The organism is Deltaproteobacteria bacterium, assembly GCA_012522415.1.
GTDB lineage: Bacteria > Desulfobacterota > Syntrophia > Syntrophales > JAAYKM01 > JAAYKM01.
Window position 1 is genome coordinate 1 of record JAAYKM010000049.1, and the last position, 13,376, is coordinate 13,376.

Annotated in this window: 14 protein-coding genes and 1 tRNA gene; 5 read left to right on the top strand and 10 right to left on the bottom strand. The window is 50.6% G+C overall.

The features are described 5' to 3' along the window. Window positions 1–440, bottom strand: a 440-nt coding sequence (locus GX147_04655; GenBank protein ID NLN59991.1) for a pyridoxal-phosphate dependent enzyme, incomplete at its 3' end; no start/stop codon positions are given. Window positions 441–524: 84 nt separating this feature from the next. Next, the gene (locus GX147_04660; protein NLN59992.1) at window positions 525–947 is read right to left on the bottom strand and encodes a DUF1178 family protein; all 423 of its coding nucleotides are present in this window, start codon (window positions 945–947) and stop codon (window positions 525–527) included. A 145-nt stretch (window positions 948–1,092) separates the two neighbouring features. Between GX147_04660 and GX147_04665 the strand changes: the two genes are divergently transcribed. Beyond that, window positions 1,093–1,169, top strand: a tRNA-Pro gene (locus GX147_04665). 22 nt (window positions 1,170–1,191) lie between these two features. Here the strand turns inward: GX147_04665 and GX147_04670 are convergent. From GX147_04670 to rfaE1, 8 genes are all read right to left on the bottom strand, one after another. Then, window positions 1,192–2,400, bottom strand: a complete 1,209-nt coding sequence (locus GX147_04670) for a type II secretion system F family protein (protein NLN59993.1) — start codon at window positions 2,398–2,400, stop codon at window positions 1,192–1,194. Window positions 2,401–2,568: 168 nt separating this feature from the next. Further along, window positions 2,569–3,306 (bottom strand): 23S rRNA (guanosine(2251)-2'-O)-methyltransferase RlmB, encoded by a 738-nt coding sequence (rlmB, locus tag GX147_04675; protein NLN59994.1) that lies wholly within the window; start codon window positions 3,304–3,306, stop codon window positions 2,569–2,571. 174 nt (window positions 3,307–3,480) lie between these two features. Then, entirely contained in the window at window positions 3,481–4,239 is a 759-nt protein-coding gene (gene pyrF / locus GX147_04680; protein ID NLN59995.1) for an orotidine-5'-phosphate decarboxylase, read from the bottom strand. Further along, a complete protein-coding gene (locus GX147_04685) occupies window positions 4,220–4,501 on the bottom strand; it encodes a DNA-directed RNA polymerase subunit omega (protein NLN59996.1) in 282 nt (93 codons plus the stop codon). The genes pyrF and GX147_04685 overlap by 20 nt, the downstream gene beginning before the upstream one ends. An 8-nt stretch (window positions 4,502–4,509) precedes the next feature. Continuing rightward, complete coding sequence (gmk, locus tag GX147_04690) at window positions 4,510–5,124, bottom strand: guanylate kinase (GenBank protein ID NLN59997.1); 615 nt, start codon at window positions 5,122–5,124, stop codon at window positions 4,510–4,512. Between the two features lie 10 nt (window positions 5,125–5,134). Then, window positions 5,135–6,016: a YicC family protein gene (locus tag GX147_04695; protein NLN59998.1), complete on the bottom strand. Its 882-nt coding sequence runs from the start codon at window positions 6,014–6,016 to the stop codon at window positions 5,135–5,137. 67 nt (window positions 6,017–6,083) lie between these two features. Then, a complete protein-coding gene (locus GX147_04700) occupies window positions 6,084–6,638 on the bottom strand; it encodes a DUF4416 family protein (protein NLN59999.1) in 555 nt (184 codons plus the stop codon). Continuing rightward, window positions 6,635–7,624: a D-glycero-beta-D-manno-heptose-7-phosphate kinase gene (gene rfaE1, locus GX147_04705; protein ID NLN60000.1), complete on the bottom strand. Its 990-nt coding sequence runs from the start codon at window positions 7,622–7,624 to the stop codon at window positions 6,635–6,637. The genes GX147_04700 and rfaE1 overlap by 4 nt, the downstream gene beginning before the upstream one ends. 375 nt (window positions 7,625–7,999) lie before the next feature. On the opposite strand from rfaE1, the gene GX147_04710 reads away from it, so the two are divergent. The 4 genes from GX147_04710 to rimO all read left to right on the top strand — a co-directional run. Then, the gene (locus GX147_04710) at window positions 8,000–8,713 is read left to right on the top strand and encodes a 1-acyl-sn-glycerol-3-phosphate acyltransferase (GenBank protein NLN60001.1); all 714 of its coding nucleotides are present in this window, start codon (window positions 8,000–8,002) and stop codon (window positions 8,711–8,713) included. A gap of 260 nt (window positions 8,714–8,973) precedes the next feature. Beyond that, window positions 8,974–9,870: a hypothetical protein gene (locus GX147_04715; protein ID NLN60002.1), complete on the top strand. Its 897-nt coding sequence runs from the start codon at window positions 8,974–8,976 to the stop codon at window positions 9,868–9,870. Then, window positions 9,851–12,175 carry a DNA translocase FtsK gene (locus tag GX147_04720; GenBank protein ID NLN60003.1) on the top strand — a complete coding sequence of 775 codons (2,325 nt, stop codon included), beginning with the start codon at window positions 9,851–9,853 and terminating at the stop codon, window positions 12,173–12,175. Before GX147_04715 ends, GX147_04720 begins: the two co-directional genes overlap by 20 nt. Continuing rightward, a partial coding sequence (gene rimO / locus GX147_04725) for a 30S ribosomal protein S12 methylthiotransferase RimO (protein ID NLN60004.1) occupies window positions 12,172–13,376 on the top strand: 1,205 nt, incomplete at its 3' end. The genes GX147_04720 and rimO, both read left to right, overlap by 4 nt.

The following is a 13,376-nucleotide window of genomic DNA, read 5'->3' on the forward strand; positions in this document are numbered from 1 at the left end:
AACTGATCCGTTGCAAAGTATCGGTCAGGGTTTTCACGAATCTTCCGATAAGCCACTTCAATCGCCCCGTCCGTTCCCAGATTGGCGGGTGTGTATTCCAGTTCGGCACCAAGGGCTTTCAGGATTTTTTTCCTCTCTTCGCTCGCCGATTCCGGCATAATGACGCAGAGACGATAGCTTTTGGCTGCCGCAACGATGGCCAAACCGATACCGGTGTTTCCACTGGTCGCCTCCAGAATGATCTTGTCCTTGGTTAACTCTCCACGTTTTTCCGCCTCCTCGACCATGTACAGAGCGATCCTGTCCTTGATGGACCCCCCGGGATTCAAACTCTCGAGTTTCGCAAACACCCTGACCTTTTTGTTGGGATTCAGGCGTCGAATTTCAACGAGAGGCGTATTGCCGATAGCATCGGCGATATTTGAGTAACTATTGTACATCGTCAGTCAAAACAGAAAAAATCATGTTATTTTAACATTTTCCATTGCTAAATATCCTGTGGGTATCGGTTCATTGGAATAATATCAACTATTCAGTTTCACAACAGGAATTTTTAAAAAACCGACCCCTTGTTCCTCTAGGTACTCTTCCTCGCTTTGCGTCACCGTCCCGCAAATATTTTTCTCCTTTTCGAGCCCCCTGGATATTTTAACAGCCATCTCCGCAAAACGATCCCCGACATCCTCAAGGTGGTGTTCAATGTCATTCTTGAAAAGATCACGAGCCTTATGCAGCGATAGTTCCTCGGGTCTTTTCTGGGAAGGTCTGAAAGAAGAACCCTCCTTCCCAATATGGGTGATGGGAAAAGGGGCTATTTCATTGTTGACACGACCACAGACAGGACAGGAAATTACTTTTCTTTCCTGTTGATCGGCAAAGACAGCGCCGTCCTTGAACCAGACTTCGAACGTATGGCCCTTCGCACATCTCCGATTGTAAACGATCATGCCTCAACTCCTTTTCAAGTTGTGCCATCGGAAAAGCTGCCTTTGACATAAGCCATTTGTTCTGTCAACAGGGATCTTGGCAAGAGGACACGCGTCTAGAAAAAATCGTGGACATTTGATGACGAATTATGTATAAACACGCCGTCGGGATGTGGCCCAGTTTGGTAGGGCACTGCGTTCGGGACGCAGGGGTCGCGCGTTCAAATCGCGCCATCCCGACCAATCTTGGTAGAAACCTCGGTTATTAACCAACCACGGAAGCCATCTGGAAAATCGGCAGATACATCGCGATAATCATGCCGCCGACCACACCACCCAAAAAAACCATCATGAACGGCTCAAGTAGCGCAGTCATCGCCTCCACGGCGACATCCACTTCATCGTCATAGAAATCAGCGATTTTCGTGAGCATGGCATCAAGGGCACCGGTTGATTCTCCAACAGCGATCATTTGAACCACCATGGATGGGAAAACACCGCTTTCCTGAAGGGGTTCCGCAATACTTTTTCCCTCGCTGATACTCTGTCGGGTGTTGATTAGGGCCCTCTCAATGATCACGTTCCCCGCTGTCTTGCTCACTATGGTCAATCCTTCAAGAATAGGCACCCCTGAGGACATCATGGTTGCCAGGGTTCGCGTAAATTTCGCTACTGCAACCTTGCGCAGCAGCGGTCCAAAAACAGGACTTTTGAGAAGAAAATTATCAACAAGATAACGGCCTTTTCTGGTCTTGTAAAATTGTTTAAAGACAAAAATTAGGATTACGACAGCGATTACCATATAGAGAAAGTTACTCTGCATGAATTCACTGGCGTTGATTAAAATCTGGGTAGGTCGCGGCAATTCACCCCCCACATCAGTAAACATTTTCTGAAATACGGGAATGACTTTGAGCAGGAGCAGGCTGACCACACCGACGGAAATGAGAAGCACCGTTGCCGGGTAGGTCATGGCGCCCTTGACTTTTCTCTTTAATTTTAACGCCTTTTCCATGTAATTGGACAGACGGAGCAAAATCACATCCAGAATACCACCGCTCTCACCGGCGGCGACAAGGCTGATGAAAAGTTCGTCAAAGACCCGCGGATGCTTTTTCAAGGCATCGTAGAGGGTCGAGCCACCCTCGATATCCTCCCTGATGGTAAGAATGATTTTCGCATAGACCTTGTTTTTTTCCTGTTCTGCCAGAAGGTTCAAACATTGGATCAGGGGCAAACCCGCATTGATCATGGTCGAAAAAATTCGTGCAAAAACGACTACGTCCTTTTCTTTAACCTTTTTCTGCAGGAAGGGAAGATACTCCAACAGATCTTTCGGCTTCTTTTTGACACTGATATTCCGATACCCCAGACGTCGAAGCTGCCCTCTCAGTGCGGCTTCATCGGTGGCCTCCAACTCTCCTTTTTTCCGCTCATTTTTTCTGTTCGTTGCCTCCCACAAAAATTCGGGCATAATGTTTCCTCCCCTGGTAAAAAACATCTTTTTTTGTTCAGAAATATCAGAGCGGGTACGATATTGCCCTAACCTCGTTAATTTATCAAGACTAAACCTCTGTTAATCGTGAAACTTTCACTGAAATGATCGGAACACATCTCCTCCACCCTGGAGCAAGGTAAATATTTATTGATCGGTAAAACGCTCAGCCGACTGCTTTTCGTTCCACAACCTGACGACATTGTGAATAATGATCCCTGCGGCAACAGAGACGTTTAAGGAATCGATTTTCCCCTTCATCGGAATAGACACCAGATAATCACATTTTTTTCGCACGAGCGAATGCATGCCCTTCCCCTCGCTTCCCATTACCAGGGCCACTTTTTTTACCCGGTCGAAGATCCCGGGATCCGAATTTCCCCTTGCATCCGCACCATAGACCCAGAAACCCTCTTCTTTCAGGTAGTCGATCGTCCTGGCCAGATTGACCACCATAGCGACGGGAGTATGGAGCATGGCACCGGCAGAAGCCTTTAGAACCGATGCCGTCAATGACGCCGATCGATTCTCGGGAATGATGAAACCATTGACACCCAAACAATGCCCAGTTCGGATCAGGGCTCCCAGATTTTGCGTATCCGTGATCCCGTCAAGGAGCACAACCAGATCACCAAGGGCGCCCTTCGGCTGGTGGGCCAATACTTCCTGGACGGTTGCATAACGGAAATGACGGCGCATACCCGCAACACCCTGATGAAACCTGTTGCCCACCAGCCGATCCAATTCCTGACGTTTCCGGTAGAGCACGGGGATCCCCTTCGCCGAGGCCAACTGCCGGATTTTCCGAATATTGTCCCCTTCCCGACCCCCAGCGATGAACAGGGTTTGAATATCTGGCGTCTCGCCCTTTAATGCTTCCATCAAAGGATTAATACCGTATATGAGTTCCATGTCCTATAGTTGGGGAAATCCTTTTTTGACATACGTCTCGTAGAAGGATGAGGTCAGAGAGGTTCTTGATAAATTCCAGTGAAACACCAACAATTTATACTACGGCGAAAACCCGATTGTCCAGAAGATTGACGAATTTGTTGCGTATTATAGAGATTTACTGTGACAGGCTAAACCCCTCACCATTTCAGCAACAATGGCATCGGCCTCCGATGCGGGGTCTGGGGCGTGACGAATGGGCCTTCCGACGACCAGATAATCAGCCCCCAGAGACATGGCCTCCGAAGGAGACAGGGTGCGTTTCTGATCATCCGCAGGGGCTTCCAACCCCCGGATACCAGGGGTGACAATAAGAAAATCCCGCCCGCAGGCTGCCCGAACATTCTCGATATCCTGGGGCGAAGCGACAACACCATGAACACCCGTGTCCTGAGCCATTCGCGCTAGCGCCAGAACAGCTTCCTGCGTTGTCCCGCGAAAGCCGATCTCTTTCAGATCCTGATCATTGAGGCTGGTAAGGATGGTGACCGCCAAGACGGCCGGCATGGGCAAGCCTTTCTTCTGTGAGAAGACATTCGCGGCCAGAACAGCTTCTTCCATCATCTTCCGCCCACCTGAGGCGTGGATATTGAACATGAATGCCCCAAGGCTGGTCGCCGCTTCCGCCGCACGCGCCACCGTGTTGGGGATGTCATGAAATTTCAGATCCAAAAAAACGTCACCACCACGCTGTCGAACCTGAGAAACGATCTCGGGCCCGAAATGGGTGAAAGCCTCTTTCCCGATCTTGAATAAACCAACATGGCCGGCCAAGCGGTCTACCCAAGACAAGGATTCCTCCAGTTCCTCGCCCACGTCGAGGGCAAATATCAATTTCCGCCGCAGATCAGAGTTCGGGTTCGGCATAATCTTCATCACCGATAAATTCCATATCATCGGCTATAGGTTTGAAATCTTCTTTAGCGCCTTTTAGATACTCAGGATGCGCGTAGGTCACCTTCCCCGCGGCGATCTCGCGAAGCGCGGCCACAATTTCCCTGTTGTTACGGATATCCGTCAGGGGTGCGGATCCTTTTAAAAGCTGCCTTGTCCTTTGTGCCGTCAACATTACGAGGCCGAAACGGGTCTGCGCCATTTCCAGGGCATCCTCGATTGTAATCCTTGCCATAACTGATTTTACCTCCGATTTAATAAAAGTTTTTCAATCTCTCTCTTTTTTCTTTCGCTACGATTTTTCTCGGCTAAATAGATAGCCCGCAGGAGATCAATTGCCACGGACAACTCATCATTAAATATGACATAATCATACCACTTTACTTCAGCCATTTCCTTAATGGCATTGGCAAATCGAACATCCAGCGCGTCCTCATCGTCATGTCCCCGGTTTTTCAAGCGGTTTTTTAGTTCCTCAAGAGAAGGGGGAAGAATAAAGACAAACACCGCACCGGCATAATGATTCTTCAGGGCCTTGGCGCCACGGGTATCGACATCCAGAATAACATCCTGGTTCTCTTTCACCAAAGCCTCCAGCGAGGCGACAGATGTCCCGTACAAATTACCGTAATTCTCCGCCCATTCCACGAACTCGGCCCGCGCAATCATCGCTTCGAATTCATCCCGGGATACAAAATGATAATCCTTCCCATCCACCTCTCCCGGCCGAGGAAGACGGGATGTATGGGAAACGGCAAACCGGATACCCGGGAACCTCTTCATCAATTCCCGGCAAAGGGAGGTCTTGCCCGTCCCCGACGGTGCGGATACGACAAGGAAAAGGCCGGAGTCACTTATGGTATGGACACTACTCAATATTCTGCACCTGCTCTCTCAGTTTGCCCAGCTCACTTTTGATTTCAATAACATGCCTTGATATCTCCAAATCCCCCGTTTTGGAGCCAATGGTGTTGATCTCGCGGTTCATCTCCTGAATGAGGAAATCAATTTTTCTTCCTACAGCATCCCCGGTCCGTAACATTTCGTGGAATTGACTGATGTGGCTGCTTAAACGGACAATTTCTTCTGTTACATCGCTTTTATCCGCCATGATGGCCACTTCCTGGCTCAACCGGGCGGCGTCGACATCAACACCACTCGTTAATTCGCGGATTCGCTCGATGAGGCGTCTCTGATATTCCTGAACACAACGTGGCGCCCGATCTGAAATCCGCCCCAGCCATTCCTCCACTTTAATGACTCGCTCCTCCAAATCAATCAGAAGCATTTCCCCTTCTTTTACTCGCATTTCCGTCAGCAATACAATCGCCTCGTCCAGAACTGTAGCAATATGCCCCGCAAGCAACTCTACATTTACCCCCTCTTCCCTGGGAACGAACACATCCTTGAATCCGGTCAAATTCTCCAGGGTCACATCACCTTTCAATTGGAACTCGCTCTTAAGCCTCTGAAGAAGAATAAAATAGTTTTTGAGGAGGGGCAGGTTCAAATCCAGGCTGCCTTCTTCCATGCTCCCATTTGCGTCGATCCGGACGGTTGCTTCAATTCTTCCTCTGGAAAATCGCTCAGCAATTCTCCTTTTAATCTCCGTTTCCAAAACGGACAGACTGCCGGGTAGCCGTAAAGAAATTTCCAGATAGCGGTGATTCAGAGAACGGATTTCAACCGTATATTTTTTCCCTTCCAACAAGGCTTCGGCTTTCCCATAGCCGGTCATACTTTTTATCATACCCATGGCTCCAGATTTGCGTGGTCATCATCCACCGTTCAGAGACACTCCCCATGTCATGGCATATCTAAAACGCTTCCTGTAGATTTTTCCCCTCACCTTGCCTCATCTGTGTGATGTATCGACGCCTGATTTCGTTGAAGAAATGGATCATACTCGGGGCTGCGTAATCAGGATAAGTCCATGGCAGCGAACGAAATGTCTTGTCCTGAAACAGCAGGGTCAAATCGGCATATATGCCTTTTCGGAGATAAGGCCGATGGGTGTACCCCTTCCCCGTCGCAAGAACCAAATGGGCCAACGATATGTATCCGGGATCAAGGTTCACCTTCCGGCGACCTTCCTCCATCTGCTTTTCTTCCAGGACATTGGTCACAATCTTGATATCCGGCAGAGATTCCGGACGGATAAACCGCTGAAAAGCGATAAAACGTCTGATCAAAGTCGTTCCCATCTCCGGCGAATAATAGTCTGTATAGTGGAACGCCAGGGGAGGACCGACCACATCCGGCACGCCGTAAAAATTACACAACCGCTGCAAAACACCGTTCAACTGCCCGGAGTCTACAGCAAGGATACTTACAATGAGTTTGACCGCATCGGCCGGCTTAGGAATGCTCACAAAGCCCTCCGGAGTTCAGTCAGAGAAACCGTCGAGGTACCGACCTTCCCTACAACGATGCCGGCGGCATAATTTGCAATCTCCGCCGCTTCCCGGAACGTCGCCCCTGCCGCAAGGCATAGCGAGAAGATCCCGATGGCCGTGTCACCGGCACCTGTAACATCATAAATGGCCCGGGCCTGGGCGGGGATATGGGTCACGACACCCTCCGATTCATATAGGCTCATCCCCTCCTCGCCGCGCGTGATCAACAATGCCTTGAGTCCCAGTTCATCAATGAGGCGAATCACCCTTTCCCGGATCAATTCTTCTTTTCCCTCTTCATTACCATTGATGTCCTCGATCCCCAAAGCACGTTCCACCTCGCGATGATTCGGCGTAATAATGTCAAAACCACGATAAAAGGACAGGTCGCCCCGTTTCGGATCAACACAAACCCATACATTTTTCCGGGAGACCATCTCCCTGATACCGTCAAGGAGTTCCGTCGTGACCACGCCTTTATTATAATCGGAAATGACGATCGTATGAAGATGAGCGATCAATCCAGAAATATAGTTGAGAATTTTATCGATGTCCCTTTGTGAGACATTGTTTCTGGACTCCCGATCGAAGCGCACCACCTGCTGGTTATGGGCGACGATCCTGGTCTTCAGTGTCGTGTGCCGTTCCGGATCAATGATTATTCCGGATACGGGTATGTTCTTTTCGTTAAATTCCCGTAGCAAGGCCTGACCGGTTACATCGGCACCAATCACGCCAGAGAGAAACACCTGACCGCCCATCGTATGAACATTGTTCATCACGTTGGCACACCCCCCCCAAAGCATCTCGTCTCTGGCGACATCAACGACCGGCACAGGTGCCTCCGGCGATATTCGCCGAACGCTGCCCCAGATGAAATGATCGATCATGACATCGCCGACCACCAGCACCTTCGCCTCAGGAAAGCGGCCAATGAGTTCCAAGGCCCTGTTCCTATCCATCAACAGCCACCCATTCCCTTTTCGAATCAGGTATTAAAAAGGCGCCAATGCTATTATTGGAAACCATTTTTGTCAATCTTTTATAGGATACCGAACCGGTTGCACGGGGTCCGGACTTTCATAGGACTAGGATCTTGGTCTGTATGGGGTGCTTTCCGGGTTGACTAAATCATCACAATCCTATAGGAAAAAATGGATTGAGGGGGGGAGTGGTCACGTCAACAAAAGGGGTCTTGCAAAAGTCGGAAAAGGTTCGTCATTGAAAATTCTCACGAGATCATTTCACCCTGTCCGGACAAAATAGTTTTGCAAATCTGAACTGTTTACGACTTCGTCAATAATAACAATGATACAAGGGAAATGATGGTCCGCTCCTTGGGAATTTTGACAATCGGGATCGCAGTAACGGCTATCTATTCCCTGTATGCCGTTTTGGTTGCCTTCTTTTCGCCAAAAGAGGAAAAAATCCACCAGATCGCACGGAATTGGGCCCGGCTTCTTCTCAAAATCTCCGGAGCTCATGTGCATGTCTTCGGCCGGGAAAACGTACTCACGAGCAGACCGCAAATTTTCATGGCCAACCATCAAAGCGGTTTTGATATTTTTGCCCTCCTGGCACACATCCCCGGGGAATTCAGGTGGATAGCCAAAGGGGAACTTTTCCGAATCCCCGTCTTCGGCCGTGCGATGAGGGCGGCGGGCTACATTCCCATTGACCGGGAAAACCATGACAGGGCCATGAACAGCCTCGCAGAAGCCGTAGTGAAAATTCACGAAAATCGATCCGTCATGTCTTTTCCGGAGGGCACAAGGAGTTCCGACGGGACTATCGGTCCCTTTAAGTCCGGAATGTTCCTGCTGGCAATCCGGGCAAATGTGCCTATTGTGCCCGTAACCATTATTGGCGCCAACCAAATATGGCCGAAGGGTTCCCTGAAAATCACGCCCGGCGAGATGACCATAGTCATCAGCGAGCCTGTTGACGTCAGTCATTGCACTGCGGAAAAACACGGTGAATTGATCGGGCAAGTGAGGGGCATCATCGTTGAGCATTACGAAGGAAGGGTTAAAACAGAAGGAATATCCTAAAAGGGGATCCCTCCGATCATGGTGGACCCGAGCGAAAAGTCATGGTTAACCATTATATTACAGGGATAGGCGCCTTCAAGGAGAAAGGGTGTCAGACAGCCATGCTCAAGGCCATCTGCGTCGATAGATAACCGATTTTCTTGGGCACGGCCTGAAGCGGCCCTGGCAATCTTTCGTTTTATGCGGCGAAAAAGCATGTTGGGATGATGCAGGCATTGGTTTCCAAAAATCAGATAACGATAGGGGGGTAAAGCTTTTGTATGGACGTCAGATTCATTAATCCATTCCTGTACGGGGCAACAGAGGTTCTGAAAACCATGGCCTTTACGGATGCCGTTTCCGGGAAAGCCTTCTTAAAAAAAGGAGATGTCGCTCATGGTGATGTCTCCGGTATCATCGGCATAACCGGAGATGCGATCGGCTCCCTGGCGGTAAGCTTTCACACAGACTGCATCTGTGGCATTGTCACCAAGATGCTGGGTGAAGACTATACAGAACCCTCGCAGGAAGTCCTTGACGCGGTGGGAGAATTGACCAACATGATCTCCGGGGTGGCCCGCACCCACATGGAAAGAAACGGCCTGAATGTTTATGCGGCCATCCCCTCGGTTGTCGTCGGGGCAGGTCATACGATCAATCATATATTGAAAGCGCCCAGCATCGTCATTCCCTTCTCGACAGCCCAAGGCGATTTTGTTGTTGACGTCTGCCTCAAACCAACACAGGCCCGCATGAAAAAACATGTCACCTATGGTGTTGTCAACAAACCCACCCTCCCTCCGGGTAAGGTCGTCAAGAAAGAGCCGGTGCGGGAAAACGAACCGGCGGCCCAACCGGAAGCATCGTTGCAAAAAGAGGAACCGGTTGAGGAATCCCCTGGGAACAACACCCCGGAAGAACGAATTGAGAAAATGAAAGCCGTCCTCAAAAAAATCATACGGACCCGCGATGAGATTCAGCACAATCTTGATGCCAACCCCTTCATGCAAATCGACAAAAGAAAAGAACAAAAAAAATTGCTTTACGCATACGATAACAAGATACGAAGACTAAAGCTCGATATTTCAACGGCACGCATGTTGGCCTCCCTGGAAGAAACAGGGGAAAATCTCACCATCAAGCAACACTTTCAGGATCATGTCAGAAAGAATAAATAGAACCCGAAAGAAATCAAACGTATCAATGACCAAAAGCAAAAACTTGAAAAGAATACGGGAAGTCAAGGGGGTAATTCATATTTCCCTGGGTCTCTTTTTTCTGCTCTGTTTGCTTTCCTACTCTCCTGCCGATCCCTCATTCACACACTATATTGCCGATAAAGGCAACGTCGACAATTTAATCGGCCTCCTCGGATCCTACACTGCGGACTCTCTCATCCGTCTGCTGGGCTGGAGCGTCTTTTTTTTGCCCCTGCTTCTGTTCATGGCCGCTTATCGATACCTGACCGATGAAACCTTCCGGATCAAATTCCTGCATCTGATGGGCATAACCGGCCTTGTGTTTTCAACCTCGATCATCGTGCATGTGGCTCTGGGAAATCGCCTCATGTTCGGTATCGAACTCCCTTCCGGAGGATTCTTGGGGTTATGGGTTTTTTCGCTGCTCGACAATCGTCTCAATATTGTCGGAACCATCCTGATCGCCACATCGATTTGGTTCATATCCCTCATGATCATGAGTAATTTTTCCGTTGTTTTCACGGCACAAATACTTTCCCGCGTATCCGTTTTTTTCTGGCTCAGGATACATAGGATCTTCTCAAGCCTGCGAAATCGTTTCAATCGCACGAAAAAATCTCGCAGCGCAAGGGAAATGCCTCCAAAAATTGCCACCCCCACGGAAACACCCCCCCCCAAACCGTTTCCGGCTCCGGAAGAATCAAAAAAAACAGAACAGGTTCCCTTTGATTTCGTTCTGGAACGAGGCGTTTTTCGTCTCCCCCCTCTGAGTCTCCTGAATGAAATGCCTCATAAAAACATGAGAGTGAAAAAAGAAACCCTGATCGCCAATTCACGAATTCTCGAGAAAAAACTGGCCGATTTCGGTGTCGAAGGCAAGGTGGTCGAGGTTCGTCCCGGTCCGGTGATCACCATGTACGAACTCGAACCGGCCCCCGGCGTTAAAATCGCCAAGATCACAACGTTGACGGATGACCTGGCTCTCGCCCTCCGCGCTCCAAGTATCCGGATCATCGCTCCTATTCCGGGGAAAGCGGTTGTCGGTGTCGAGATCCCCAATCCAGAGCGTGAATCTGTTTATCTGAAGGATGTCCTGGACAGCGACCACTTCATCCACAGCACGGGCCGATTGCCCATCGCCCTGGGAAAGGATATTGTCGGGGCTCCCGTGATTGCCGACTTGATCAGGATGCCTCACCTTCTCATCGCCGGCACCACCGGTTCAGGCAAAAGTGTCTCCTTGAATGCCATGATCTGCAGCATCCTGTTCAGGGTCCCCCCCGACGAGGCCAAGTTCCTCATGATCGACCCGAAGCGCCTGGAACTGGCGGCCTATGAGGGCATACCGCACCTGCTCCACCCGGTGGTCGTGGACCCGAAAAAAGCCTCTCAGGTCCTTAAATGGACCGTTTCGGAAATGGAACGCCGCTACCAGATGATCAGCACCCTGGGGGCGAAAAGCATCGACATGTTCAACAAGATCCTGGAGCGGAGGGCTGTGGAAACGGGAAAGGAAACCATGCCCGATCCGACAAACCCCTGGATGAACGAGGGCGTGTCCGGGGAAAATGAAGATGAGGAAACCCTGCTTCCGGTGGCACAGGATGCAGCGCTTCCCTCTATGCCCCTGCAGAAGCTTCCCTATATCATCATCGTAATCGACGAGTTGGCGGATTTGATGATGGTTGCCCAGCGAAATGTCGAAGAATCCCTGGCCCGTCTTGCCCAAATGGCGCGTGCAGCGGGAATTCACCTGATTCTCGCCACTCAGCGCCCTTCGGTGGATGTCATTACGGGCTTGATCAAGGCCAATTTCCGCACTCGTATTTCCTTTCAGGTTTCATCCAAAGTTGATTCCCGCACGATCCTGGATGACCACGGGGCCGAGAAATTGTTGGGCGCAGGCGACATGCTTTTCATCCCCCCCGGCACATCCCGCTTAACCCGGATTCATGGAGCCTTTGTGTCGGATAAGGAAATCAATCGGATCGTTGAATTTGTCAGGAAACAGGCGAAACCTGTATACGATGAATCCATCACGGCGGAAATACCGGATGAAGAAGAACCCGGACGGGACGATAGGGAATTTGACGAGAAGTACGACGAGGCCGTGGAACTGATCACGGATCTCGGGCACGCATCGATTTCCCTTGTTCAGCGATATCTGAAGATAGGCTATAACCGCGCAGCCCGTATCATCGAGCAAATGGAACGGGAAGGGATCGTGGGCCCCTCCGATGGGGTCAAACCTCGTAAGGTTTTGGCTCGCAAAGTTTCCAGATGATGGGGAAAAAACTACACATTGTCAGTCTTGGCTGTCCGAAAAATCTGGTCGACTCGGAGGTGATGGCCGCCTCGTTGGAAGAGGCGGGTTTTTCGATTACCGATCATGAGGAGGAAGCGGAAGTCCTGCTTCTCAATACCTGCGCCTTCATTCTGCCGGCTAAAGAAGAATCGATCGAGGAAATCCTGCGCCTCGCCCAGTGGAAAACCGTCGGCCCATGCAGGCATCTCGTCGTAACGGGCTGCCTGCCCCAGCGCTACGGTCGGGAAATAGCCCGGGAATTGCCTGAAGTGGATCTTTTTCTGGGTACGGGCGAGGTGGACGGGATCGCCGATCACATCCAGAAACTTGTCGCCTTGAGACAACCGATGCAGCAATGCATCGTGCATAAACCGACTTTTCTCATGACGGCATCTCACCGCAGGCTGATCTCCACCCCTTTTTACAGCGCCTACCTGAAGATTGCCGAAGGATGCTCCAACCACTGCTCCTATTGTGTCATTCCCTCGGTCCGTGGGCAAGCCCGCAGCCGCACGATCGAGGACATCCACCGGGAGGCTCTGGAATTGGTTCGCAACGGTGTACGGGAATTGATCATCACGGCCCAGAACACCACCGCCTACGGCCGGGATCTGCCGGGGAAACCAACCCTGCCGGATCTGCTGAGGACGCTCGGCAAAATCGTCGATCTTCGTTGGATACGACTCCTCTACACATACCCATCCGAATTGACGGATGATCTTTTTTTCACCATGGCCCAAGAAAAGAAAATTTGTCCCTACATCGACATCCCGGTCCAGCACATCGACGACGAGATCCTCCGCCTGATGCACCGTCGCGGAGGCAGCGAATTCATCCGGAATGTGATCCGCCGGGCCCGGGAGATCATTCCCGACGTGGCCCTGAGGACCTCCTTGATCGTCGGGTTTCCGGGTGAAACCCCGGCACGTTTCCGGAGGCTTTTACATTTCATCGATGAGGCCCGCTTTGACCATCTGGGGGTCTTTACTTATTCTCCCGAAGAGGGAACGGAGGCCCGGTCCTTCCCCAATCCGGTGTCGGAAAAGACCAGGAAAAGGAGGAAGGCCGCCATCATGGAGGAACAGGCACGCATTTCCGGTGAAATCGGGCAAACCCTCATTTCGTCGGTACAGGAAGTTTTGGTGGAAGGGCGCAGCGGCATGCCGGCATATCCCTATAT

Coding starts and splice junctions, on each gene's coding strand:
- GX147_04660 (NLN59992.1), bottom strand. CDS start 947: ATGATCGTTTACAATCGGAGATGTGCGAAGGGCCATACGTTCGAAGTC.
- GX147_04670 (NLN59993.1), bottom strand. CDS start 2,400: ATGCCCGAATTTTTGTGGGAGGCAACGAACAGAAAAAATGAGCGGAAA.
- pyrF (NLN59995.1), bottom strand. CDS start 4,239: ATGCCGAACCCGAACTCTGATCTGCGGCGGAAATTGATATTTGCCCTC.
- GX147_04685 (NLN59996.1), bottom strand. CDS start 4,501: ATGGCAAGGATTACAATCGAGGATGCCCTGGAAATGGCGCAGACCCGT.
- GX147_04695 (NLN59998.1), bottom strand. CDS start 6,016: ATGATAAAAAGTATGACCGGCTATGGGAAAGCCGAAGCCTTGTTGGAA.
- rfaE1 (NLN60000.1), bottom strand. CDS start 7,624: ATGGATAGGAACAGGGCCTTGGAACTCATTGGCCGCTTTCCTGAGGCG.
- GX147_04715 (NLN60002.1), top strand. CDS start 8,974: ATGGACGTCAGATTCATTAATCCATTCCTGTACGGGGCAACAGAGGTT.
- GX147_04720 (NLN60003.1), top strand. CDS start 9,851: ATGTCAGAAAGAATAAATAGAACCCGAAAGAAATCAAACGTATCAATG.